A 25,912-nucleotide genomic window follows, 5' to 3' on the forward strand; every position below is an offset into this window, starting at 1 on the left:
TAGCACAAATGAACAACCTCACTTTTTTCTTTCATTTTCAAGAAAAATGAGTTCTTCTCACAAAAACGCTTTGTACCTGTGCTACTGAATCAATCAAAAATAGGAGTTTAACAAGATTCACCCTTATAAGACTTTAATCGCAAATAGTAGAAATGTCCTACCTAGCCCTTGTCCTCTGCCAACTTCATGCCTTGGTTGCCCTCTCCCATGCTAGCCTGCTTCCATTTCCCGAAAAGGTAGTAGAAAATAACTGCAACGGCGGAGATCGTAAAACCAACAGGAAAGCTCCACCATACAGCATCTAGACCATACTTATCGACAAATGCATAGGCCAAAGGTATACGAATGCCCCATAATGAAATAATGGTAATTAAAAGCGGTACCATTACAGAGCCTGTAGATCGAACAACGCCTGTAATGACATTGGTAATACCGAATATAACAAAAGACCACAACGTGATCAGATTAATCTGCATACCCAGTTCCAATGCCCCTCCCGTAGAAGGGAGAAACATCAGCAAGGCTTGACGGTTAAACACGTAAATGAGTACCACAGCCCCACCAGTCAATACAAAATTATATACAATCCCAATCCAGGTTGTCCTGCGTACTCGATCCCAGCGTCCGGCTCCGATATTTTGAGCGGCGAAGGAAGATACAGCTGCACCTAATGCCATGGCCGGCATCTGCACATAGCTGGACAAATTGTTAGCTGCTGTATAGGCTGCCGCTGCGACTGTCCCGTAACCGTTGATCAGATTCATTAAAGCAATCGCACTGGTAGAGACAGCAATCATTTGTAGTCCCATCGGAACTCCCTTACGAATAAGAGTCCAAATAATCTTCCAATCAAATCGAAGTAAGTGAAGCTCTGAAGATGTAATGCGCAGAAAATATTTTACACGATATAGGTAAATGAGAATCAACACAAAGCTGATCCCTTGAGCAATCAGGGTAGCTGCGGCTGAGCCTCCGATGCCCATAGCAGGAATCGGTCCCCATCCGAATATGAGTAGTGGGTTAAGTAATACATCCAGCACAACGGAAACGAGCAGAAAATAAAATGGTGTTTTGGAATCTCCAGCCCCTCTCATTACGGTCATGATGTAGTTATAGCCGTACAAAAAGGGCATACCCGCGAAAATAATGCGCGTATAGGTGATCGCCATATCGACTGATTCGACAGGCGTATTGAGCACATGAAGAATCCAAGGTGAGCCCAATAAACCAATAATACCTATAGCAAAAGCGAGCACCAGGAAAAAGACAGCGCTTGTACCTACTACACGCTTCGTTTCCGTTATGTCACCCGCTCCGATATTTTGTCCGATCAGAATAGTGGCCGCCATAGTGACCCCAAAAATCGAGCTGATCAGAAAGAACATGATAATATTTCCGTTCGAAGCGGCAGTCAACGCAGCTTCTCCCAGAAACTTCCCAACCCAGATTGAATTAATCGTTCCATTCAAGGATTGCAGAATATTTCCGAACAGCATCGGCAAAGAGAACATAAACAGTGTTTTGGCAATGGGGCCTTCAATCAGGGAAGGATTACGATTAGCCTCTGCTGCACTCATTTTCTCAACTCCTTTCAACTTACAATAACTCATATTTAGTTTTATTACGTATAATACCCTATTCGAGCTCAATCTTCTCATTTCACAAACATTTTTATGCAAAAAAGCGCAGCTCCTTAAATGTAAGGAACTGCGCTCTCAATTCATCGTTTAACCGTAATATATAAGACATCCGTAAAAACGGAACATTTCTTACAATTCAGTTACACTTACAGTTTGATTACGTTAGCTGCTTGTGGTCCACGGTTGCCTTCAGTAATTTCGAATTCAACCTCTTGACCTTCTTCCAAAGTTTTAAAACCGTCGCCTTGGATTGCGGAGAAGTGTACAAATACATCCTCGCCACCCTCAACTTGAATGAAGCCATAACCTTTTTCTGCGTTAAACCATTTAACTGTACCTTTCAAGTGAACAACCTCCTAAAAATACCGCCATCTATGGCGGATATCCATATTATACTTCATGCTTTTTCACATTGCAATTGGTGTTTTTCCGGGTTTTACGGTCTGGAATGATTTGCTTTTGCGGCGGAAACTGCGGTATCATGAACCAAAACATCTATAAAATCGGAGACATGCATATGATGAAAAAACACGAAATATACAAAAAAGACAAGTGGAATATGATGACTGTCGAGGTGCAGGGCCGTTACATCGTTCTGCGAGAAATATCTGATGATTGGGGCGAGGAAGCCCACACGTTTTTGAGCCGTCCTGCGCTTATGCATTGGGCTGAAAATCGTTTTCCCAAGCAATCCTTTCAAGATAATGAGGAAGAGTGGCAGCGGATCATGAACGCTTTCAAACAGGTGTAGCCTATTCATGGTGTCCAACAGCTATCTCATCTTCATTATTCTGGCCTTCACGCTGGGCGGAGTGCTGATCATGAAGCGTGAAACGATACCGGCTCCTCTCAAAAAGTGGATGGCCCTCACTGCCGTAATCATGATTTGCCTTGCCTTTTATCTTATTGTATACAGCTTATTAAATATAGGTTCCAACCCACAGTAAGGAAAATTATACTTTCAGGGGCAAAAGGTCATACTATGGCATAACAAGCCATGGTATAAGGAGGATATGCCGTTACATGCATCCTGTAAAACCTCTTGCCCTGCTGCTTACCGTAAGCGTGGCGGTTTCTTCGTTTTGGCATCCGTCCCTTACCGCCGCAGCCCTATCCCACATTACGTTCGATCAGAGGAGGCTCTCCATGAGTGAAATTGTAAAACGCGCTGATGCGCCAGTGGAAAATACATGGAAACTGGAAGACCTGTTCCCCAACCGCAAGGCATGGGATCAAGAATACGAAGAAGTCAAACAATTGGCCAAAAAGGCTGCTCAATTTCAAGGCAAGCTCAATTCAGCCGAAGCGATTGGCAACTGCTTCAAACTCGAAGATGAGCTGTCGCTCAAAACTGAGCGTGTATATGTGTATGCCCATCTTCATCATGATGAAGATACGGCTGAACCTACATATCAAGGTCTTTCGCAAAAAGCTAAAAAGCTAGGCGTTGAAGTCAGCGAGTCCCTATCATTCGTCACACCTGAAATTTTGGCGCTGCCAGATTCTCAGCTTGATGCCTTCATTGAAGATCCGAAGCTTTCGGATTATAAGTTCACACTTCAAGAAATGAAGCGGGAAAAAGCACATGTTTTGGGCAAAACAGAAGAAGCGCTGCTCGCTCAGGTTGGCAATCTGGCTCAAGCCCCGCAAACGATTTTTGGGATGCTTAATAACGCGGATCTGAAGTTTCCGAAAATCAAGGATGAGCATGGCAAAGAGGTCGAGCTGACTCATGGCAGCTACATTCAATTTCTCGAAAGTCCACACCGCGAAGTACGTGAACGCGCTTTTAAAGCGGTATATGACACATACGCCAAAAATAAAAATACGATTGCTTCTACATTGAGTGCCAATGTGAACAAAAATATTTTTTATTCTCGTGTTCGCAAATACCCTTCCGTACTGGAAATGTCACTATACGGCGACAATATTCCGAAGGAAGTGTATACGAATCTTATTGGTACGATTCATGAAAGCTTGCCCTTGCTTCACCGTTATATCAAGCTGCGTAAAAAGCTGCTAGGTGTGGATGAGCTACATATGTATGATTTATTTGCTCCGCTTGTGGACGAATATAAGATGGATATTACGTATGAGGACGCCAAAAAGCAAACCAAAGAAGGCCTTAAGCCTCTGGGCGAGGACTATCTGGCTTCATTGCAAAAAGGCTATGATGAGCGTTGGATTGATGTATATGAAAATGAAAATAAGCGTACAGGCGCCTATAGCTGGGGAGCTTATGGCACCCACCCTTATGTGCTTCTGAACCATAAAGATAACCTGAACAGCATGTTCACGCTTGCACATGAAATGGGTCATGCGCTGCATTCGTACTATTCAGACAACGCATTGAAGTACCGGGATGCACAGTATACTATTTTCCTGGCTGAAGTGGCTTCCACTACTAATGAAGCCTTGCTGATGGATTACTTGCTGAACAAATCTACCGATCCAAAAGAGAAAATGTACCTCCTCACCTATTATGCGGACCAATTCCGTACAACGGTATTCCGTCAAACGATGTTTGCGGAATTCGAGAAGATTGTACATGAGCGTGCTGAACAGGGAGAATCCCTTACACCGCAGCTTTTGTCGGAGATTTACTATGATCTGAATGTGAAATATCACGGACCTGGCATGAAGGTAGACAAAGACATAGAAATGGAATGGGCACGAATCCCTCATTTTTATAACAGCTTTTATGTCTACAAATATGCTACCGGCTTCTCGGCAGCAACCAGTTTTTCGAAACAGATTCTGGAAGAAGGCCAGCCAGCCGTTGACCGTTACTTAGGCTTCCTAAAGAGCGGTGGCAGTGATTATTCAATCAATATTTTGAAGAAAGCTGGCGTTGACATGTCCTCACCGCAGCCGATTCGCGAAGCAATGAGCGTATTTGAGGAAGTCATTACGGAAATGGAAAAACTAACTGAAGGAAAGTAAAACCGTGCACACTTAGAATCCCGCATTAAAAAGATGCACGGATAAATCCCTTGTCCATGGCGGACAAGGGATTTTATAATGTAACGGAAGGAGGTGGCATTTTGAAAACACAATGGTCTTTGATCGCAGCACTTGTTATAGCTTTGTTAACAGCTGTTTTTGCTGTTATTAATGTCAATTCGGTTCAAGTGAACCTTCTGTTTAGTAGGGTTAGCATCCCTTTGATTCTGCTTATTCTCGGTTGCACTCTTTTAGGTGGACTTATTGTCGGTTCTTTCGGTATCTTCCGCCAATATAGGCTTCAGAGAGAGATTAAACGTCTGACTAATCAGCTTCATACACTACAAGAAGAGCACACATCGGCAGTCGAAGCATATGCGAATGTGTCCAGTGACACGACTGGTTCTTCCAGCACGGTGTCTACATCCGACCCAGGTATAGAGCAATCGTCCTCTAACCCTGATCGGTTGTCCAAATGAGGAGGAGCAACAAATGACAATTCAATTAAATGAAAACTATATCATGAGCCTTTTAAATCAGCTTTTGAACACGCCTAGTCCAAGTGGATATACACATCATGTGATGGAGCTGATTCGTAAGGAAGCCGAAAAGCTAGGAGTACCCCTCGAATGGAATGCAAAAGGCGGTGCTATCCTGACTCTGGAAGGTCAAGCAACGGACCGTACAGTGGCGCTTAGCGCGCATGTGGATACATTGGGCGCAATGGTACGTTCGATTACAGCACAAGGTACCCTACGCCTGACATCTGTGGGCGGCTTCATGATGAACAGCATTGAGAACGAATACTGCCTTATTCATACCAGAAGCCGACAAACCTATACGGGCACTATTCTATCCAGCCACCCATCTGTGCACGTCTATGATGATGCACGAAGCTTTGAGCGTAAGGAGAGCCATATGGAGGTACGGATTGACGAGCTTGTCGAGTCGAAAGAAGACGTGCTTCAGCTCGGTATCTCGGTGGGCGATTTTATTTCGTTCGATGCGCGCCCAGTCGTAACTCCCAGTGGCTTTATCAAGTCGCGGCACTTGGATGATAAAGCCAGCGTAGCGGCACTGTTTGGTTTATTAGAATCATCTGTACATGGAGGCTGGAAGCCTCGACATACTGTTAAATTGCTCATTTCCAACTATGAAGAAGTGGGGCATGGAGCGGCTTACATACCCGAAGGTATTAGTGAGATGATTGCTGTCGACATGGGCTGCATAGGTGAAGATCTAAGCTGCAAGGAAACGGACGTTTCCATCTGTGCCAAAGACTCCTCAGGTCCTTATGACTACAACATGACAACCCGTCTGATTGAGCTGGCCAAGGAACTGAATATTCCGTATGCGGTAGATATTTATCCGCACTATGGCTCAGACGCTTCGGCTGCGCTTAAAGCAGGCAATAACATTCGTGCTGCACTGATCGGACCTGGCGTACACGCCTCTCACGCAATGGAACGCACGCATAAGCAGGCCGTAGTGAACACTGCCCGTCTGCTCACGGCTTATGTAACAGCTTAACCATTTTATGCTGCATGGAAAACAGGTGCACATACTTCTATTTCTACAAAAAAGCAAGCCTCCATCTAAATGGAGACTTGCTTTTATTTTTAAGATTTACTTTGTTCAATTTGCTCGGCTAGCTCATTCAAATAGGTCCAGCGTTCCATTTGGTACTCTAGATGCTGTTCGGCCTTCGCTTGCTCAGCCATGAGCTCCTGCAACCGTGCCGAATCGCTGAAAGATTCCTCCATCTGTCGCTGAATATCGGCCAATTTCTGTTCGGCTTGTTCAATCAGCTCATCAATCTGCTCATATTCCCGCTGTTCCTTAAAGGTAAATTTAAGCTTGGGTTTACTTGTCCCCTTGACTGAATCGGAAGAACCCGCAGACTTAGGCGTAGAAGAACGATTCGAGGAAGCTGTACCCGTCGAGTCAGACGTATTCGCAGAAGATTGAGCATTTTTACTGATCCATTCTGCATACTCGCTATAGTCGCCTACATGTACACGTACTTGCCCATTCCCTTCGAATGCCAGTATTTTGTCCACGGTCCGATCAAGGAAATAACGATCATGAGAAACGATAAAAACTACGCCCGGGAATTCATCCAGATAGTCTTCCAAAACGGAAAGAGTCTGAATATCAAGATCATTTGTCGGTTCATCCAACAATAGTACATTCGGTGCGGACATAAGGACACGTAGCAGATACAAACGACGTTTTTCGCCCCCAGATAAACGAGAAATAACCGTCCATTGCGCGCTTGGTGCAAACAGAAACCGTTCCAGCATCTGCGCAGCTGTAATCGTCGAACCGTCTGCCGTACGAATCACTTCGGCTTCTTCCTTAATATATTCAATGACACGCAAGGATTCGTCCATTTCCTGATGTTCTTGAGTAAAATAACCAAGCTTCACAGTCGGTCCCAGTACAACACTGCCGGAATCTGGTTCTACACGCTGGGCAATCATTTGGAGCAGAGTGGATTTTCCACTACCGTTAGGTCCCAGGATGCCCACACGATCACCAGGAACCGCAATGTAACTCAAATCCTGAATCAGCTTACGGGAATCTACCGATTTGGACAGCTCCTCGATCTCCAATATCTTTTTACCCAGACGTGTGGAGGCAACGGACATATCTACAGATCCAGAACGAGCTTCCGGTTGCTGATCCCTGAGCTGCTCATATCGGTCAATACGCGCTTTCTGCTTGGTCGAACGTGCCTTTGCTCCTCGGCGAATCCAGGCCAGCTCATTACGCAGCAGGTTCTTCCTTTTTTGTTCCGATGACGCTTCCCGCTCCTCGCGTTCTGCCTTCAGCTCCAGAAAACGGGTATAGTTAGCCTCATAACGGAAAAGGCGACCATGATCCAGCTCTAACATGACATTAGCAACTCTATCCAGAAAATAGCGATCATGCGTGATCATTAATAACGCACCGCGTCTTTTTTGCAAATATTGCTCCAACCATGCAACGGAATCATTATCAATATGGTTGGTAGGCTCGTCCAAAATGAGCAGCTCACAGGGTTGGATCAAAGCCGCAGCCAAAGCAACCCGTTTACGCTGACCACCGGAGAGAACGCCCATTCGAGACTCAAACTGGGTGATCCCCAGTCGGGTAAGTATATTTTTGGCCTCGCTCTCCAGCTGCCATGCTTGGAACGTATCCATTTGCTGGCTTGCTCGCAGCAGGCGGTTTTGGAGCTCCTCGCTACCCGGATTCAACTCCAGTAACTCCATGGTTTCCGTATATTCACGCACTGCTTTCATTTCAGGCTGATTACCATGAAAAATATGCTGGAGTACCTTCATTTCAGGATCAAACTCCGGATTTTGTGCCAGATACTGAATTCGCACATCGTTGTTCACTGCAATATTACCCTCATCTGGCGGCTCTAAGCCGGAAATCACACGTAAAAACGTCGATTTGCCAGTGCCATTTACACCAACAACCCCTATTTTGTCACGCTCATCCATACCGAAGGAAACATCTTCGAACAACATTTTCTCGCCGTAGCTTTTTGTTATATGTTCAACGGTCATAATATTCATTACAGATTCCCTACTCTTCCCCAATTTTGTGATGCATCTTGTCTATTTTAACACAGACACAGCCAATGATTAAAAAAAACCGTTAGCTGAACAATGCCAGTACGGTTTTCAAAGACAACATGTCAGGATTTTTGTACTCCGGCTTCACAGCCATGCATAAATAAATTAGCTGCCAATGCAGCCGTCTGATCCACGTCACATTCACGGAAATCTTGATTCAACAAAATATCCATTTTTAGGCGTTCCATCATACCAATGAATGCCTTCGCATGAAATTCGGGCTGCAATACACCCTCTGACGCCAGTTTATTTTTGACCAGATTGGTATAGTCCTGAATAAATCCCCGCATAAACTCTATGAGATCGGGATCACTATTCGGAGTCATAAAAAATAATTTAGTATGCTGCTTGCGTTTGTAATAATAGTGGAGATGCAAACTCGCCATTCGCAGCAATCCCTCTCCCAAAGTACGATTGACTAATGCGTCTTGCATTTCGGCTAGGTATTGTTCGCAATCTCTACGTGTGACTGCTATAAATAGCTGCTCTTTACTTTTAAAGTACAAGTATACCGTGCCTTTAGCAACACCTGCTTGTTCTGCAATTTCGGAAATTTTGCTTTCATAAAAGCCTTTGGTGCCGAAGACAGTGTAAGCAGCGTTCAAAATAGCTTCATATTTATCTCCGTGCATTTCACCCATCTTTGCACCTCCTAAAACCATGATTGAAGCACGCAGTTATTTCCTAGAGCGATCTCCAGCCCCGTGTTCAGAGTATAAAGAAAATGCCTGCAAGAGCGACCAATCCTCCGAAAATAGAGCTAATACTATTCACCCGATCATTGCTCATCCAATGCCAGCCTCGTATATAAACTGTCGTTTGTCCACAATGTGTGTCTACTTCTACTTCCCGCTTGCAAACTGGGCAGGAGCGCATCAATTGCACCGTAGCACCAAGATAAGAATCAGCAAAAGCTCCGGCACTGCCGGATATTCCCCCAATCAGTGCCCACAGCCATAACGGCAATTCCGGCATTCCTACGGCGTGTCCAAAGCCCCATGCGCCAATACCGATCAGTATGCCACCAGCCAAGGCCGCAGCCGTTCCTAATACAGATACTCCTCCTGAGGTTCCGGGTGCCAGCACCTTCCCGGTAAGCACTGAACGAGGCGGCTTACGACTCAAGCTTCCAAATTCCGTTGCCCACGTATCGGAGGTGACCGTAGCCATAACACCGACAAATGCCAGTTGCCAGGCAACATGAGGCCATATCGCATAACCTAGGCATAGCAGCATACCTAATCCCCCATTAGCCCATACTTGCCCTGCATCCCGATTGCCTGTTTTGGCATACGATTTTTCGAGCTCAGCCTTGCGTTCCTTTTTGAACCTCGATAATAGGGTGGAGGTGATAAAGAATAAGAGCAATGTGCCAAACCAAAACAGGTTGCCCGCCCCATAATACACAGTTCCCATCAGTACAGCCGCAGCAAAGCCGGATAAGGTTAAAGACTTTTTATAAAATGCAGCCCCCGCTACCACAGCAGCGGAAAGCAATCCGATGATCCAGTCCATGATATACCCCCGCATTTGAGATGAATCTCTGTTTTTCGCTTGTAGTTCTGTATATCATTGTACAATGCTGTACGCTTATATAAAAGCCGTGCTCCATGCTTTCGCACAGGACACGGCCTTCACAAGACTTTTTTAAGTATCTTTATTATTGCCACTGTAGATTTAGCCGATGGTGAAGCTTCCCTGACGCTCACTCCCCCAGTAAAGCTCAAAGTGGTCCCCGCTCGTTGTAGGCCCTACACCCGCCGGAGTGCCAGTAAAAATAATATCTCCCTTACCTAGTCCATATTGAGTCGCTATATATTCAACGATGTGCTGGATGGAAAAGATCATGTCCTTGACATGCCCACGCTGCACCTCTTGTCCATTTTTGAATAAGGAAAAATCCTGCTGCTCCAGCACGTCCAAGCTCTCCAAAGGCAAGAACGGTGTCACAGGTGCAGACGATTTAAAGCCTTTGGCAGCAGTCCACGGGTGGCCTTTTTTCTTGAGCGTACTTTGTACATCACGCAGGGTAAAATCAATGCCAAATGCAAAAGCGTTCAGACACGCATCTGCGGTCATGCCTGGTTCGTAGTTACGGCCTACAGCGACAACCAGTTCAGTCTCAAAATGAATATCTCCCTTACCTTGAGGAAGCTCCAGCGTAGCACCATCCAGCGGCACAACCGCATGAGACGGCTTCAAGAAAATCATCGGCTCTGTGGGAACCTCATTCCCCAGTTCCTCCGCATGCAACTTATAATTGCGTCCGACACAATAAACATTACGAATTTCTACGTTCATTACGATCCGTCACCCTTCCGCGTATGTAGTCCAATTGATTAACGAATAAGTTTACGTATATAGTGCCACATCCGGGACTTAGAAAGCAAAAAAACCTGCTCCCAGCGATCCGGCCAATTAGTGCAAATCATCAATTCAGGATGTAATGAGGACAATCTCCGCATGATACGCCGGTCATCCACCGTCCACGCCATGACCGTAATACCCCTTCCGATCAGATCTTTCAAGAGCTTTCGGTCTATCCGTGGATAGCCAATAGATAAAAAAGAACATTGCAGATTTTCTAATTGCTTTGCCAAATCGTCTGGACGGGCATCGATAATCAGTCCAGTACGGATTTCGGGTGCCAGTTCTTTTGCTCGGCGCAATGCCGCACGCTCAAAAGAGGTCAAGACCACCTCAGCCTCCATCCCCCTCATTATAATTTCACGTAGGACGGCTTTCTCTAGTCCGGGATACATATCACCAGCAGTTTTGAGCTCAATATTGAGCGATACACGCCCCTGGCACAAGTCAAGCACTTGGGCGAGGGAAGGAATAGGTTCCCTGTGATATTGTGCTTTTTTCCAGCTACCTGCATCGAGTCGTTGCAATTGTTTCCAGTCTGCATCCTTTACTCGTCCCATACCGTTTGTCGTCCGCTCCAGCGTAAAATCATGAAAGACCACAGGAACACCGTCCTTTGACAGCTGTACATCCAGTTCAATCCAGTGCACAAAAGGCTGTTCCAGCGCAAGCTTAAAAGCTGCCATCGTGTTCTCGGGAGCAATTCCCGAGAAACCGCGGTGAGCCACGCACAAATGATCCATCTCGTTATGACCTCCATTCACAAAGGAGTCGTTCATACAATCGTTCCGTCCATGTCTATATTGACAATTTCTTTCTTACTGCTACTGAGCGCTTACCGTACCATCTACACCTATCGAGACATTACTTGGTGACAGTGCCGCTACTTTCTGCAAAATTTTGCTGGCCTCCACATCTTTCAATGGGATCGGTTGACCCAGCTCCGCCCGGTAAGGGGTCAGCTTCATCTTACAGTCCCCGTTTCGGGTACAGGTGGCCTGAAATATCGCTGTATCCCAAGTGGCTGGCACCGTTGATTTAGAAAAAATAAAATTGCCTGTGCTGTATGCAATCCATTTGCCTTTATATTGCTCCATCCCTTGCAGCACATGAGGATGCCCGCCAATGACCAGATCGGCCCCAGCATCAATAAAAGCGTGAGATAACTCCGTTTGATGGGGTTCAAGTGCAGTTGCCCGCTCCTTCCCCCAATGGGCAACCACAATCACCAAATCAGCCTGATTTCGTGCCTCACGAATGGACTTTACGATAGCGGTCGAATCATAAGCCCCTGCTACACCGGGCTGTTTGGCACTCGCATTCCAGTTGGCTTCAGGCATGACACGTGTAGCCCCCAACAACGCAATTTTAATCCCGTTACGTTCAAAATAATGCGGTGCATACGCTTCTTTAGCATTGCGTCCAGCTCCAGCATGGGCTATACCCTTTTCATCCAAATATTTCAGGGTATCCAGTAATCCGCTTGTCCCCTGATCCAAAATATGATTGTTGGCCAAATTTACAGCATCGACCCCTGCCGCTGCCATTGCAGTTAGCGCCTTGGGCGAAGATTTATACACATACGTTTTATTTAACGCACCGACGCCATTAGTAGTCACCGGTGTTTCCAGATTGGCAATCGTCAGATCGTCTTTATGAAACAAACTTCCGAGATATTGGTATGGAAAATCAAATCCGTTCTGCTCCAACCGCTGCTCAACTTTACCAGAGAACTGCACATCCCCTATGAAGTGAAGTGTAACTGCTGGAGAATTGCCATCATCATTGTTTGTATCCTTCTTTGGCGAATTCTCCTGTGCTTGCCTGTCTTTCTCCGAAGATGATTTTGCTCCTGAAGAGCTGCCTTCGGAGGCATTGGTGCCGGGCGTTGTTACGGGACGACTGCTTGTGTCTGGAACAGTAGAGTCCTTCGTTTCATTAACATCTTCACTTCCTGAGGGAGTAGAATTCTCATCATTATCAGACCCCGTTTGGATGTTCCTTTCAGTTTGCGAATGCTTGGCGTTTTCCGCAAGAGAACCACTACTATCGTGTTCAAATATGTAATAATAACCGAAAAGTCCTACAATCATGAACAGCAAGACCAGATTCGTAATGATCCATGCCTTGCCTATTTTTGGTTTTCTTGCTCTCTTTCGACCTTCATTTCTCTGTGACCTGGGAGGGTACATTCTTCACTCCTTCTATGCTACTACATATGCATGAATTCCTTATTAGCTGGCGAATTTTACACCTTCTCCATTATATATCAACTTTCTATATAAATAGAACCCCTCGCCTGGATCGCGAAGGGTTCATTATCGAACATTTATACCTGGACCTTAATGGCTTCCTGTTGTGCTGTTTGGACAGCATTGAAGGCCCATTCCTTGGCCTGACGGATGCAGTCCGGCAAACCGATCGCATCATAGCCAGCGCCTAAAACGTACACCCCTGGCATCGCACTGCGTAGCTCTTCCCGCAGATTAGCTATAGCTTGTGGGTGCCCTACCGGATATTGCGGCATGGAATTACGAAGACGTGTAATTTCCGTGAACAGCGGAGTTGCTGTAACTCCCATCATCTCTTTCAAATCCTTACGTACCACCGCAATCAGCTCATTATCTGGTAAGTCTACTGTTTCTTCAGCTCCTGCTCGCCCTACATAACAACGCAACAGTACCTTATCGTCCGGGCTGGTATGTAGCCACTTGGCAGACGTCCATGTACAAGCTGTGACACTACGTCCTTCTTTGCGAGGAACCAGAAAACCAGAGCCGTCAAAGACGTTCTCAATATCTGTTTTATCAAAGGCCATGACCACGTTCGCTACGGAGACGTAATTAACAGCTTCCAGTGCAGACACATTTACATGATCTCGCAATAGCGGCGCAGCAGCAAAATTGGGAGTCGTTACAAAAATATCATCTGCCTCCAGTGTCTCTCCATTGTCCAACATAACGCGATAGGGACTTCCTTCAGTTTCCGTCGTCTTTGTGAATTCGGTAACAGCAATTCCGGTGCGTAAATCACAGTCGTACAAATCATTCAGCAACGCATGCACCAAACTTTGCAAGCCTTGACGGAAGGTCAAAAAGGCGCTTTTTTTCGTACCCGTATGTGTTTCAGCTGGTTTTCGACCTGTCCTCATCCCGTGAATAAGGCTTCCGTATTGCTGCTCCACCTCTGCAAACTGTGGAAAAGTTGCCTGCAAACTTAGCGTCTTCATGTTGGCAGCATAGATTCCCGCCAGCAGTGGCTCGGTTACATTCTCCAGCACTTCTTTGCCCAGTCGGCGTTCAATAAAATCACCCAGCGCCTCATCTTCCGGTTCACGTCGAGGCGGAATGACAAAATCCATCATAGCCCGCATTTTTCCACCTAAAGAGATCAAGCCACTGCGTAAAAATGGTTTTAGCTCTGTTGGAATGCCCAGCACCAGCCCAGGAGGCATCGGATGAAGCTGACCTTCATGCAAAATATATGTCTTTTTAGCTTCAGGGTTCGTGCTTACCAGCTCATGGTCCAACTCTAACTCTTTTGCCAGATCTATCATAGCCGTTTTACGGGCCAGAAAGGAATCTGGCCCCTTTTCTATGACAAAACCATCTTTATGCAATGTTTCAATTTTTCCGCCTAGCGCGGAAGCTTTCTCCACCAGCGTAATTCGAGGTGTGTAGCCAGCTTCTTTGTACATTTTTCGTGTATAAAAAGCAGTGCTGAGCCCGGTCAAGCCTCCACCTACAATTACAATATTACGTAACTTTTGCTCCATTATGTCCTCATCCCTTTTTCCATTGGTCTATGATGACATCACTAAGCGTCTCCATATACAGTGGGTCACTGTTGAGTGAATCAATACGCTGAAAACGCATATCCAATTCTTTCGCCAAAGCCTGTGCTTCAATATCCAGGTCGTATAACACCTCTAAGTGATCAGAAACAAAACCAACTGGCGCAGCCAGCACATACTCCACTTGCTCTTCCTTAAGACTATGCATGGTATCCAAAATATCTGGTCCCAGCCACGGTTCAGCTGTACGGCCGGCACTTTGCCACGTAAACTGCCAGTTGGTAATTCCCGCCTTATCCGCAACAGCCTGCGAAGTAGCCATTAACTGCTCCACATATGGATCACCCATAGCCAAAATCCGCTCAGGCAAGCTATGCGCACTGAACAGAACACGAACCTCGTCCCGCTTGGCTCCCGCTTCTTCAAAAAGCGCCAGTTTTGCGTTCACACGCTCAGTCAGCGTCTTGATCAGCTTGGGATGAAGATAATAGCTCTCCACAAACGATATGGCCAGATCCAGTTCCTGTGCCTTAGCCTGTGCACGCTTGATATAAGAGCCTACACTCATAACGGAATAATGCGGAGCCAGCACGACACCCACCGCTGTACGAATGCCATCTTGCACCATCGCTTCGATCCCGTCCTCAATAAACGGCTTGGCGTGTTTGAGCCCCTGATAACAGACAAATTCTATGTCCGGGTTGCGATTTTCCTGATTTAAGGTTTCCTGCAAGTTGTGGACCTGTCGATCTGTATTCTGACGCAACGGAAACACGCCACCCACAATGGCTTCGTAGCGATCTTTTAATTCTTTTAACTGCTCCGGCGAGGGAGCATGACCACGGCGAATATGTGTATAATACGCTTCAACCTGGTCCAGACTCTCCGGCGTCCCGTAGGACATGACCAGTACACCCACTTTGGTTTTCATTAGCAGATCCCTCTTATCTTTTCTAGTTGTGTTCATTTTTTGACAAAACAGAGCGAGAATACTCATGTACATAATCGGTAAGCTCTCTTAGCTTATCTAGCGAGGCTTCAGGAAATAAGCCGTGACCGAGATTGAAAATATAGCCCGGCTCCAGAACGCCTTCATCTACAATTTTTTTTGCATACTGCTTGATCACATTCATCGGCGCAGTAAGCACATAAGGATCCAAATTGCCCTGCACTCCAAAACTGTTACCCAAGCGACGACGGCCTTCAGGTATACTTACCCGCCAGTCCAGTCCAACCACATCGGCTTTTACCCCGCTCAAATGCGGAAGCAATTCACCAGAGCTTACGCCCGGAAAATAAATTTTAGGCACATTCAAATCAGATAACTCATGGAAAATACGTACAATGGTTGGCAACACAAAAGTTTGAAAATCATAAGGCGAGAGTGCACCTACCCAGCTATCAAACAATTGAAAAGCCTTGCCACCGTTAGCGATATGGGCCCGCACGTATGTAATAACCATATCCCCTAGCTTATCCATCAAACGATGCCATAGTTCAGGCTCTCCATACATCATCGCTTTGGTGCGAATATATCCCTTGGAGGGTCTTCCTTCTATTAAATAGCTGGCAATAGTAAAAGGCGCTCCAGCAAACGTGATCAATGGCACATTCAACTCACGGTCTAAAATACGGATAGTTTCCAAAATATGACCCAAATCGCGTTCTACATCAATCGGACGCAAGTTGTTTACGTCTGCAGCTGTACGGATCGGATTATCAATAACCGGGCCAATATTTTTGACAATATCAAAATCAACCCCTAGCGAGGCTACCGGATTCATAATATCAGAATATAAAATTGCAGCGTCCACCCCAAGCTTGCGCACGGGCATCAACGTTACTTCTGCGGCCAACTCGGGCTGGCGGCAAATTTCAAGCAGCGTGTATTTTTCCTTAATTTTGCGATACTCAGGGTCATACCTTCCGGCCTGCCGCATGTACCATACGGGAATATGATCCACAGCTTGCTTGCGGCAAGCGCGGATAAAAGTATCATTGTAGGTCATGACTTCAGCCTCCAGTTCGAATCATAAATACTATATTTTATTATGCCCTTTTTCAAGAGTCGTAACAACCGCCGCTCTCAAACAAACCATGACAAACCCATGACATTTGGATAAAGTTTCAATGAAGTGTGCTATACTAGAGAAATGGCTTTTTTAAAGCTCCGGGAAAGTTATACATGAATAAGTACCTTTACAACAGGATGAGAATGGCAGAAAGGAAGTGAAAGCACATTGAAAACGTGGGAGACGTGGAAAATCAATCTCATTGTGCTTTGGTTCGGCCAGTTTCTGGTCAATGCGGGAATTACAATGATTACTCCGTTCCTTGCCCTATATTTGGCTCAAGACCTCCATGTGAAGGGCGAGCACGATATAGGACTGTGGGCAGGAGTTATTTTTGCAGCTAACTTTTTGACCTCGTTTATATTTCAGCCATTATGGGGCAAGCTGGCCGACCGATATGGACGTAAAGTCATGCTGCTTCGCTCAGGCTTTGGCATGGCTCTGGTCATCGGATGTATGGGTTTGGTCACCCACCCATGGCAGCTGCTAGCGCTTCGCCTGCTAAACGGTACAATTTCGGGTTTCAACCCGGCTTCTATTTCCCTAGTGTCGGGTACCACTCCCAAAGAGCGAACCGGCTTTGCTATGGGAATTATGCAGTCCGGTCAAATGGCTGGCACAATTCTCGGCCCTTTGCTAGGCGGATTTTTGGCTGACTGGGTCGGATTCAGACCGATCTTTTACATTACAGGAGCTCTTATTTTCCTAGCCTCTCTAATGGCAATGTTTTTGGTTAAAGAAAATTTCAGCAAAGCGGAGGCCGCGCGAATTCCACAAATTTCGGTTCTTGCCGGATTAAAGGAACTAAGCCATACGCCCCAGCTTCCGGCTTTGTTCACCGTGACGTTCTTACTCCAGTTTGCCATGATCAGTACAGTTTCTCTGCTACCTTTGTATGTGCAAAAGCTATATGGCTCGGCAGAAGGAATTGCACTGGTTGCCGGGTTCGTTACCGCTATTACAGGCGTATCGAATATGGTAGCCGCACCGCTCCTTGGACGATTAAGTGACAAAATAGGAGCACACAAGATCTTGACCATTGCACTACTCGGAACGGCGATTATGCTCATTCCGCAAGCTTTTGTCAATGAAGTATGGCAGCTTGTCATTATCCGTTTTTTCATGGGTGTGTTTATGGGCGGTCTGCTACCAAGCGTAAATGCGCTGATTCGCACCTATACACCGGAAGGAATGGAAAGCCGCTCTTTCGGATTCAATACCAGTTCACTGGCGCTCGGGAATATGCTGGGTGCGGTCATTGGCGGAGTGCTTTCCGGATTTATCGGCATCGAAGGACTGTTCATCATGTCTGGTGTGCTGCTGATTGTCAATATAATCTGGGTACGTATGAAGCTTTTTGATCGTAAGGCTACGCCTCATTTCAGGTAAGACAACCTTCGGGTAGGACAGCCTGCCTTAACAGACAAGAACCTCCGCTCCACACTGTGGATAAGGAGGTTCTTTTTGGTATAGCTACATTCAAGGGACGCCCGTTACTTCACTCGTGCCAACGCCAATCCATCATAAGCCGGCAAAAGCGTACTGACTAGCCGTGGATCCGTTGCTATCGTTTCGTTAAAACGTCTCACGGCCTGTACAGCAGGTCCGTTCTTGTCTGTGTTCAGTGTCCGTCCACGAAGAAAACAGTTATCTCCGGCAATTATAGCGCCTGGATTGGCCAGTTCAATCGCATACTCCAAATACACTGGGTAATTTTCCTTATCCGCATCAATGAAAAAAAAGTCAAAAGTCTTTCCTTCTTCCTGAAGCTTCTTCAGGCTGTCCACTGCGGGTCCGATACGATATTCTACACGATCACCGTAGCCATTGTTTTTCATATGTTGATGAGCCAGCGCAGCGTACGCTTCTTTCAGCTCCAGGGACACGATGCGACCTTTCTCTCCCAGCCCACGGGCCAGGCATAATCCACTGTATCCTCCTAATGCCCCGATCTCCAGTACCTGCTGTGCACCAGAGACTTCAACGAGAAAGGTCAGCAGCTTTCCATAGGGATGAGCAACCGATACCTCCGGCATCCCTTCTTTAACAATAGCCTCCCTAATGCTGCGCAGCGCTTCATCCTCCTGTACCAGCTGGTCTACATATTGTTCAGGTGTCATATTGGGTGTGATTTCCACGTTTCATCTCTCCTTCTTGCTTTATCATAACGCAGGTTGGACGCGGTGTCCTTCGTAAATTATTTGCCTTAACGATTTGTCTCTTCGAGTACAATGACCTATACTATAGGGATTGAACCAAGCTTACATGATTATGAGACGGAGTGAATACGTTTAATGACTCAACTGCAACTAATTGCAACTGCGCCGATGGGACTGGAAGCCGTTGTGGCCCGAGAACTCAGAGAACTGGGGTACACGGATCTGACCGTCGAGAATGGCCGCGTCGTTTTTTCCGGAGATTATAAGGATATATGCCGATGCAACCTGTGGCTTCGCACATCTGACCGCGTTCTTATTAAAATGGGCGAATTTGCTGCAACTACCTTCGACGAGCTGTTTGAGGGTACCAAAGCATTGCCTTGGCAGGATTGGATTCCTGTAGATGGTGAATTTCCCGTAGAGGGACGTTCACACAAATCACAGCTTAGTAGCGTACCAGCCAGTCAAGGAATCGTCAAGAAGGCGATTGTAGAAAAGCTCAAGGAAACCTACCATACAGACTGGTTTTCTGAAGATGGTCCTCGTTACGTCATTGAGGTCATTCTATTGAATGACCGTGCGCTGATAACGCTGGACACAACTGGTCCAGGGCTGCACAAACGAGGCTACCGCAAGCTTGTTACAGAGGCGCCTCTCAAAGAAACAATGGCTTCCGCTCTTATTCAGCTTAGTCGCTGGAGCCCGGATCGACCATTCTATGACCCATGCTGCGGTTCCGGTACTTTATTGGTCGAAGCTGCTATGCAAGCCTGGAACATTGCTCCAGGTCTGAGACGTACCTTTAACTCGGAAGACTGGCCTGTCATTGGCAGAGAATTATGGAATCAGGCTCGCGACGAGGCGATGGATCTGACTCGTGATGACATTCCTTTTGAGATCGCAGGTAGCGATATCGACCCTAGTGCCATACAGGTTGCTGAAGCAGCTGTAAAGGCAGCAGGCTTTGCTAAAGACATCTCACTAAAGGTGCTGCCTGCCAGCAAGGTTAGACTTGAGGGCCAGTATGGTGTGATGATTACAAATCCACCTTACGGCGAAAGACTGAGCGAGCAAGCCGAGGTGGAAAAGCTGATCCGTACACTTGCACGCACGGCAGCCGAAATGAAGACTTGGTCCTTCTTTGCCATCAGCTCCACCAAGCAATTTGAGCATTATTGGGGCCGCAAAGCCGACAAACGCCGTAAGCTGTTTAACGGCCGAATTGAATGCCAATACTATCAGTATCTGGGTCCTCTGCCTCCGCGCCGCAAAGATACTTCACCGTTGCAGTCCTAAATGTTCGAGCTATAGGCCAGGAAACGAACCCTTTGTTCGTTGTCCTGGCCTCATTTGTGCTGTATTTTCTTTACTTAATCATTGAAATGCGCAGGATGAGCGCTATAATAATTAAAGGCATTTCGGTTTTAACATTACGTTAATGTGTAGTTTATACTAGCCGAACATTTCTGCCGGAGGGGGTAAAGTGTTGGTTATTCGCACGACCAGTGCAAGACGCACTGGTAACATGTTCAGCAGACTGCTGCTGTCTCAATATTTCGGTTTAGTTCTGTTTTTTGTACTTATGATTGGCAAGCTTGTACTGATTCACTATAACCTGCATGCCCAAAATATTGACATGAACCCGCTGGATTATGTCATTGCTATTGGTTCCCTGTTGCTTGTAAGCTTTTGGACCTTGTGGCTGCCACGTCGCGGACGTTTGATTGCTCTTGTGGTGCTCGATATATTGCTCACCGCGCTCATTTATTCCGACATGGTTTATTATCGGTATTTCCAGGATTTCATTACGATTCCCGTTTTGCTTCAAGCTGGACAAGTTGATTCTCTGGGTGGAAGTATCGCATCTCTTATGTACTGGTGGGATATTTTCTTTTTTGCAGACTGGATTTTATTCATTCCGTATGTCATATTCGTAGCTTCCTTACGGCGTCGGTTTACAACGAATGATCATTACTTAGAAGCATCACGAAGCTCTTTCACTAAAAGATTTCTGCTTCGCTTCTTCAAGGGGGCATTGGCTTTCCTGATTGGCTATGTTTTGACATTTGGACCGATCAAAATATATACCTCCACTTGGGCAACCGGCATATTTGTCGGCAACTGGTGGTCAATGGCCTTGTACAACGTAACCGGATTGATCGGATTTCATGGATATGATATCTACCGCTATGGTCAGGATCATCTTGGGCCCCAGCCTACATTGGCTCAGGTGGAATCCGATAAGGATAAGGAATGGTTCAATCAACACCAGAAGTTACTTCAGGTAAAAAATGACCTATACGGCAAGTATAAGGGCAAAAATGTGATGGTCATCCAAGCTGAAGCGTTCATGAACTTTTTTATCGGCAAACAGATCAACGGTCAAGCAATTACGCCTAACTTTGACAAACTGACGAAGGAAAGCATGTATTTTAATAATTATTTCCATCAAACTGCGCAGGGTCGTACTTCGGACGCGGACTTCTCTACCCACGCTTCGCTGCATCCGCTCCCTACGGGTTCTGTATTTATCCGTTATGCGGACCATAAATTCGATACGTTGCCTTCCATCTTGAAGGATACAGGTTATAGTCCTAATGCGTTTCACGTGTACGACAGCAGCTTCTGGAACCGTTACACGATGTATAAGGCGATGAACTACGACAAGTTCTACAGTAAAAAGGATTTTAAAATAGATGAGCCTCTGGGCTGGTCCCTGGGAGACAAATCCTTTTTTAGACAAGCGCTCAACGATCTCACAACCGAAGTTAAGCAACCGTTCTACGCCTATATGGTCGGTATTTCGAGCCATCATCCGTACAACCTGTCACCTGACGCTGTAGATTTGGATGTTGGCGAGTTTGAAGGTACGATGTTCGGAGACTACCTAAAATCCGTCCATTATGTGGATGAGGCTTTAGGTGAATTGGTAGATCAGATGAAGAAAGACGGATTGTGGGATAATACGATCCTGATGTTCTACGGGGATCACGACAACTCCATTAAAGACAAAGCACTGTATGAAAAGTTTTTAGGCAAGCCTCTTACAGATCTGGACATGCAGAAAATCATGAATCAGGTGCCATTACTTGTGCATCTTCCTGACGGAAGCCAGGCAGGCACGTATACAGAACCGGCAGGACAGCTGGATCTGACGCCTTCCGTAATGCATCTACTTGGGATTTCTACAAAACCATATCATTTTATGGGTAACGATCTGTTTAGTGGAAAACCTCGTATGGTTGTGCTGCGTACTGGCGCTTTCACGGATGGACGAGTGTACTACATTCCATCTGAGGACGGTACATTCTCCAAAGGAACCTGTTACAATCTGAGTACAGGTCAACCTACAGATGTGAATGCCTGCGGACCAGGCTATACTGAGGCTCTCAATCGATTAAAGATATCCGATCAGGTCATCACATACGATCTTATTCGCGAATGGGAGACTGAAGCAAAGAAGTAACAAGGGTATCGATTGCATAACTACCTAATATATAACAAAAATCCCGATCCATCGCTTGTTAGGGCTGTGGATCGGGATTTTTGTGTTGACAGTCATTTGACTGCGCTTGTTACCATTAACAAATACTCAGGAACGCAGCGTTTTTTTAGCCTGATCAAGACGTAGTACCTCTTCACCAAGCATTTCCTCAGCAACTTCTACTGCATCGTCACCAAGGCTATCCTTTGCCTGCTGTATAGCATGCTCCGCATGAGTGCGAGATTGCTCCGCTTGCTCAATCAGCTGTTCAGCCGGATGTGACAATGCCTGAGACACGGCATTGTGGAGCTTGTCCACCGAGTTTTGTGTTTGAGCTTCGACACTGTGATTGTCGAGATTGGAATCATATTGGGCCATGAGTCACTCCTCCTTCTGGGCATGGTCTACATTCATTAGCATGGATCAGAAGGAGGGGAACTATTCAAAAGGTGCCAACGATGCGCACTCGAACTATTTTATAAAGCGTGCAGCCTTCTCTAATACTTCATCCTCTGTGGCCGCACTCACATAACGTCCGTTCACATACACAAACGCCCGTTTTCCACAAGGACCGCAATACGATTTGCAACCGATTTTGATCTCCGCATCGGGTGCCATCTTTTTCAACTTAGGCAAGATCGTTTTTAAGCGGATATGATTGCACTCATCACATACGCGAATATCATTAGCCATCTGTCATCCCTCCGAGCTCCGGCTTAGTGGTCGCCGTGATTACCTTGGGAAGGGTTAGTAATAACAAATCCTTCTTCGGGGAAGTACAAGTAATCAATTTTTACACCATCCAGCAACGGCTGACCGCTTTCCAAAATTACATCGATGCCTTTATCTGTAGATACAACAGTATCTGTTTCCTTAGGCGTGTCCAAATCGAGCCCGTAATGAGCATGATCTCCATGAGCATGAGTAATAACAACACGCAGGCTCTTCCCTTGGTTCTCTTCCTTATCCAGTTCAAGCTTCAATACTTTAGCTGCATTACGAGTAATTTTGCAGTTCATTAAACTTCATCTCCTTCATATTCATTAAATGAAATGTGGTTCAATGGATACATATCCACACCACACAACCTAGCGGATAAAATCAACAATTCCAATAATTAGCCCTCTCCTTGATAAAAAGAAGTTGTGCAGCATAGCACAAGGCAATATTCCTATTGTAAAGAAAATCGTAAAAAATCGCAATCACGAAAATCATAAGCTTACATCTAACGGACACGTACGTGCTGTTTTTCAAGCATATCGGGATATTTTCGTTCAGCACGGGTGACGAACCAATTCATAAGCAATAACGTCACACCAATATCGTCGATGGGCATAAATGGCATGACATCAGGTAGTATCCAATAGAGCAATACAGGCACCGCAAAAAGTAATTTTTCACCCAATGGAATCCTCGAAGAGGTAATCAATCGGGGGATACGACGAAATACATGTGACCACTGACGGAGAGATAGTAGTCTTTTCCACTTCATAGGTTGTTCACTCCATTTCCAATGCTCCTAAGTATATATACCCTATTGAAGGGACATGTAAAGAGGAACACTTGTAAAAAACGTGCTCCTCCTAATACGCGCAAATGAATCAATACGTTTCAGCAGGTCCGATCTGTTACCATGACAGCACCGTCGCCATTAACATGCCTACTTCTGCTGCAATATCATCATAATCCCGCATAGGCAGCGGATTTACGCCTAGACCGACTTCAACGGTAAATCCCGGTTTACCAAACCGTTGTATAAACCAATCCTTATACCCGGCATCGCTTCCCCCCAGCTTTACCGCCCGATACCCTGTTGCAGCAGCCAGCTGTAATGCCCAATCTCGGCTCTCCTTAGGCTCCAGATCCCGGTAATTCCAATAGATTTCCTGTCCTTGGCTGTGTATGGATAATACCATGTCGAACTGTTCGCGCTCCGTTAGATCCGCAAGGGCCTTGGACTCTGGCTCAGACAAAGGTGCAGGCCCTGCGTAATCTCGTCGAGACGGACCTGTTTTACCGCGTCTGCGCACCTCTTCCTCCCAATACGCCGGAAACTGATCGTTGAGGTCGACACCGCGAATATTGGCCTTCCAGCCGCGGTAATCAGCACGTCCTTCATTCCACTTTCTGAGTTCATGATACAGCGGATGAGTTGGGAGTATACCCTGTTGCACCAGTTCTACTCCATCCGGATTGACCATCGGTACCACCCATAAGGATGTATGTTCCATTAATTTCATCGGAGAGCCCGCATACACCCATTGAGAATTCCCAGCAAGTTCTCCAGACCCATTAATCCCTTGTGCATATTGTTCTATAAAACGCATCAAACAAGGCGTCGTCAGCCATTCGTTAGCATGTACAGAAGCGTTGGCATGAATTTTCCTCGTTCCCTGCCCAATCCGTATATAAGGGATATCTTTCCCCATGACACTGGTGCCAATGCTGCCAACTTCAATAAACGGATATTTGTGGGCCAATGCCTCCAGGTCTTCCTTTAAATCTTCATAACTGTACTCTCCACGTAACCGTACAATCTGATCCTGATGGTCATCAGGAATGATAATTATCTTTCCTTCCACAAAATCATGCTCCGCAAGCCTCGAATTAGCAAGCCGCAGCTCATCAAGCTCTACACCGAACTGTTTGGCAATCTGCCTTGCATTCTCCCCAGGCGGAATAACGTATTTACGATCCGTAGACGGACGAATATATAGCAATTGACCACAAATCAGATAGGGTTGCGTGGCGGCCCACGGATTATCTGCGATCAAAGTATCCGCGGATAGTTTAAAAGCCGAGGCGACCCGGTGCAATGTATCTCCTTTTTGAACGATATATTCCCTCATCTTACTACGCCCCTTCCATCTGCCTTACTGCATGTTATGCAGACGCTGCGTGTCTTGATGTAGCGAAAAGCAAAACAACCAACTTCTTTTGTCCAATGACAAAAAAGTTGGTTATCTCGTTAATCCAGATGGGTGACTTGCCAGACAACAGGCGTTTGCCGAATCTGCTCCCCAAGCCACTGTGCGGCAATGCGCTGGAACAACACTGGATCGCCGGAACAAAAAAGCTGATGCACCGGCGTTTCGTCCCCGGCCTCTAACTTGCCCTTGTTATACAAAATGGTACTCGTCTCTCGTGCAGTTTCATCTGCCGAGCTAATAAGCTTCACCGCAGGACCCATGACTTCCTGAATCGTTTCCCTCAAAAAAGGATAATGCGTACACCCAAGAATCAGACAATCAATCGGATACGTTTGAATAGGTCTCAATGATTCCTCCACAACCTGCGATGTCGTCTTGGAGCGGAACAACCCTTGTTCCACCAAAGGCACAAGTGCAGGGCAAGCGTGGCTCACCACGTCTACATAGGGAGACAACTGCTTGAGCGCAGTTGTATATGCTCCGCTTCGAATCGTACCGACAGTTCCGATCACCCCGACATACCCGGTAGCGGTCGCACTGATCGCAGCACGAGCCCCAGGGTGGATAACTCCGATCACCGGAATGGATACCTTTTGGCTTATATACTCCAATGCCGCAGCCGTTGCTGTGTTACAAGCAATAATAATGACTTTCGGATTAAATTGAATCAGAAAATCAACCATCTGCTCTGTAAATTTTTTAACCTCTTCCGATGGTCGGGGACCATACGGGGTGCGCGCAGTGTCTCCAAAATAAATGATTTTTTCCCGCGGAAGCTGACGCATGACTTCTTTAACAACCGTCAAACCTCCTACACCGGAATCCAATATTGCAATCGCTTGCTGCACGTACACACCGCTTCCTTTTTTGTTTAAATATGAGTTGTTTCATCTCG

The 25,912-nt window shown here is 46.2% G+C and carries 26 protein-coding genes; 8 read left to right on the top strand and 18 right to left on the bottom strand.

Translation table 11 applies throughout. From position 1 onward, the window contains the following. Positions 1–161: 161 nt before the first annotated feature. Entirely contained in the window at positions 162–1,577 is a 1,416-nt protein-coding gene (locus OIU26_RS15725; protein ID WP_264217344.1) for an MATE family efflux transporter, read from the bottom strand. A gap of 209 nt (positions 1,578–1,786) precedes the next feature. Further along, a complete protein-coding gene (locus OIU26_RS15730) occupies positions 1,787–1,984 on the bottom strand; it encodes a cold shock domain-containing protein (RefSeq protein ID WP_013370483.1) in 198 nt (65 codons plus the stop codon). A 173-nt stretch (positions 1,985–2,157) separates the two neighbouring features. Here OIU26_RS15730 and OIU26_RS15735 point away from each other — a divergent pair, with 173 nt between their 5' ends. The 5 genes from OIU26_RS15735 to OIU26_RS15755 all read left to right on the top strand — a co-directional run bounded on the left by OIU26_RS15735 (position 2,158) and on the right by OIU26_RS15755 (position 6,113). Then, a complete protein-coding gene (locus OIU26_RS15735) occupies positions 2,158–2,391 on the top strand; it encodes a hypothetical protein (RefSeq protein WP_014599632.1) in 234 nt (77 codons plus the stop codon). A gap of 7 nt (positions 2,392–2,398) precedes the next feature. Next, positions 2,399–2,587, top strand: a complete 189-nt coding sequence (locus OIU26_RS15740) for a hypothetical protein (RefSeq protein WP_013370481.1) — start codon at positions 2,399–2,401, stop codon at positions 2,585–2,587. A 199-nt stretch (positions 2,588–2,786) separates the two neighbouring features. Next, positions 2,787–4,583, top strand: coding sequence for an oligoendopeptidase F (pepF, locus tag OIU26_RS15745; protein ID WP_264217401.1), 1,797 nt, complete (start codon positions 2,787–2,789; stop codon positions 4,581–4,583). Between the two features lie 56 nt (positions 4,584–4,639). Next, the gene (locus OIU26_RS15750; protein ID WP_013370479.1) at positions 4,640–5,062 is read left to right on the top strand and encodes a LapA family protein; all 423 of its coding nucleotides are present in this window, start codon (positions 4,640–4,642) and stop codon (positions 5,060–5,062) included. 13 nt (positions 5,063–5,075) lie between these two features. Continuing rightward, positions 5,076–6,113 carry a M42 family metallopeptidase gene (locus tag OIU26_RS15755; RefSeq protein ID WP_264217345.1) on the top strand — a complete coding sequence of 346 codons (1,038 nt, stop codon included), beginning with the start codon at positions 5,076–5,078 and terminating at the stop codon, positions 6,111–6,113. 89 nt (positions 6,114–6,202) lie between these two features. On the opposite strand, the gene OIU26_RS15760 is transcribed toward OIU26_RS15755, so the two are convergent. The 9 genes from OIU26_RS15760 to hemE all read right to left on the bottom strand — a co-directional run bounded on the left by OIU26_RS15760 (position 6,203) and on the right by hemE (position 16,381). Next, positions 6,203–8,152, bottom strand: coding sequence for an ABC-F family ATP-binding cassette domain-containing protein (locus tag OIU26_RS15760; protein WP_216975617.1), 1,950 nt, complete (start codon positions 8,150–8,152; stop codon positions 6,203–6,205). Positions 8,153–8,274: 122 nt separating this feature from the next. Continuing rightward, positions 8,275–8,853, bottom strand: a complete 579-nt coding sequence (locus OIU26_RS15765; protein ID WP_264217346.1) for a TetR/AcrR family transcriptional regulator — start codon at positions 8,851–8,853, stop codon at positions 8,275–8,277. Positions 8,854–8,920: 67 nt separating this feature from the next. After that, positions 8,921–9,727 carry a DUF92 domain-containing protein gene (locus OIU26_RS15770; protein ID WP_013370475.1) on the bottom strand — a complete coding sequence of 269 codons (807 nt, stop codon included), beginning with the start codon at positions 9,725–9,727 and terminating at the stop codon, positions 8,921–8,923. Between the two features lie 162 nt (positions 9,728–9,889). Then, entirely contained in the window at positions 9,890–10,513 is a 624-nt protein-coding gene (locus OIU26_RS15775; RefSeq protein WP_025676985.1) for a fumarylacetoacetate hydrolase family protein, read from the bottom strand. Between the two features lie 38 nt (positions 10,514–10,551). Then, on the bottom strand, positions 10,552–11,322 hold the full coding sequence (locus tag OIU26_RS15780) for a glycerophosphodiester phosphodiesterase family protein (RefSeq protein WP_264217347.1): 771 nt from the start codon (positions 11,320–11,322) through the stop codon (positions 10,552–10,554). Between the two features lie 81 nt (positions 11,323–11,403). Continuing rightward, complete coding sequence (locus OIU26_RS15785) at positions 11,404–12,771, bottom strand: CapA family protein (RefSeq protein ID WP_264217348.1); 1,368 nt, start codon at positions 12,769–12,771, stop codon at positions 11,404–11,406. A 137-nt stretch (positions 12,772–12,908) separates the two neighbouring features. After that, positions 12,909–14,354 (bottom strand): protoporphyrinogen oxidase, encoded by a 1,446-nt coding sequence (gene hemY, locus OIU26_RS15790; RefSeq protein ID WP_264217349.1) that lies wholly within the window; start codon positions 14,352–14,354, stop codon positions 12,909–12,911. Between the two features lie 7 nt (positions 14,355–14,361). Next, positions 14,362–15,303, bottom strand: a complete 942-nt coding sequence (gene hemH, locus OIU26_RS15795; protein ID WP_025676991.1) for a ferrochelatase — start codon at positions 15,301–15,303, stop codon at positions 14,362–14,364. A 22-nt stretch (positions 15,304–15,325) separates the two neighbouring features. Next, positions 15,326–16,381, bottom strand: a complete 1,056-nt coding sequence (gene hemE / locus OIU26_RS15800; RefSeq protein WP_264217350.1) for a uroporphyrinogen decarboxylase — start codon at positions 16,379–16,381, stop codon at positions 15,326–15,328. 231 nt (positions 16,382–16,612) lie between these two features. Between hemE and OIU26_RS15805 the strand changes: the two genes are divergently transcribed. After that, positions 16,613–17,833, top strand: coding sequence for an MFS transporter (locus OIU26_RS15805; RefSeq protein ID WP_013370468.1), 1,221 nt, complete (start codon positions 16,613–16,615; stop codon positions 17,831–17,833). A gap of 104 nt (positions 17,834–17,937) precedes the next feature. On the opposite strand, the gene OIU26_RS15810 is transcribed toward OIU26_RS15805, so the two are convergent. Beyond that, on the bottom strand, positions 17,938–18,582 hold the full coding sequence (locus OIU26_RS15810) for an O-methyltransferase (protein WP_264217351.1): 645 nt from the start codon (positions 18,580–18,582) through the stop codon (positions 17,938–17,940). 156 nt (positions 18,583–18,738) lie between these two features. Here OIU26_RS15810 and OIU26_RS15815 point away from each other — a divergent pair, with 156 nt between their 5' ends. Both OIU26_RS15815 and OIU26_RS15820 read left to right on the top strand, forming a co-directional pair. Continuing rightward, positions 18,739–19,899, top strand: a complete 1,161-nt coding sequence (locus tag OIU26_RS15815; RefSeq protein ID WP_058829387.1) for a THUMP domain-containing class I SAM-dependent RNA methyltransferase — start codon at positions 18,739–18,741, stop codon at positions 19,897–19,899. Between the two features lie 187 nt (positions 19,900–20,086). Beyond that, positions 20,087–22,069: an LTA synthase family protein gene (locus tag OIU26_RS15820; protein ID WP_264217352.1), complete on the top strand. Its 1,983-nt coding sequence runs from the start codon at positions 20,087–20,089 to the stop codon at positions 22,067–22,069. 126 nt (positions 22,070–22,195) lie between these two features. Here the strand turns inward: OIU26_RS15820 and OIU26_RS15825 are convergent, their stop codons facing one another. From OIU26_RS15825 to racE, 6 genes are all read right to left on the bottom strand, one after another. Continuing rightward, positions 22,196–22,465 (bottom strand): hypothetical protein, encoded by a 270-nt coding sequence (locus OIU26_RS15825; RefSeq protein WP_264217353.1) that lies wholly within the window; start codon positions 22,463–22,465, stop codon positions 22,196–22,198. Positions 22,466–22,558: 93 nt separating this feature from the next. Next, positions 22,559–22,780 carry a DUF1450 domain-containing protein gene (locus OIU26_RS15830; protein WP_013370463.1) on the bottom strand — a complete coding sequence of 74 codons (222 nt, stop codon included), beginning with the start codon at positions 22,778–22,780 and terminating at the stop codon, positions 22,559–22,561. Between the two features lie 23 nt (positions 22,781–22,803). Further along, positions 22,804–23,106 (bottom strand): heme biosynthesis protein HemY, encoded by a 303-nt coding sequence (locus OIU26_RS15835; protein WP_013370462.1) that lies wholly within the window; start codon positions 23,104–23,106, stop codon positions 22,804–22,806. A 206-nt stretch (positions 23,107–23,312) separates the two neighbouring features. Then, positions 23,313–23,579, bottom strand: coding sequence for a hypothetical protein (locus OIU26_RS15840; protein ID WP_058711182.1), 267 nt, complete (start codon positions 23,577–23,579; stop codon positions 23,313–23,315). Positions 23,580–23,715: 136 nt separating this feature from the next. After that, positions 23,716–24,936: a M14 family metallopeptidase gene (locus OIU26_RS15845; RefSeq protein WP_264217354.1), complete on the bottom strand. Its 1,221-nt coding sequence runs from the start codon at positions 24,934–24,936 to the stop codon at positions 23,716–23,718. 119 nt (positions 24,937–25,055) lie between these two features. Next, positions 25,056–25,865 (bottom strand): glutamate racemase, encoded by an 810-nt coding sequence (racE, locus tag OIU26_RS15850; RefSeq protein WP_436449154.1) that lies wholly within the window; start codon positions 25,863–25,865, stop codon positions 25,056–25,058. Positions 25,866–25,912: the final 47 nt, after the last annotated feature.

This window comes from Paenibacillus sp. BT-177 (genome assembly GCF_025846815.2).
Lineage (GTDB): Bacteria > Bacillota > Bacilli > Paenibacillales > Paenibacillaceae > Paenibacillus > Paenibacillus polymyxa_C.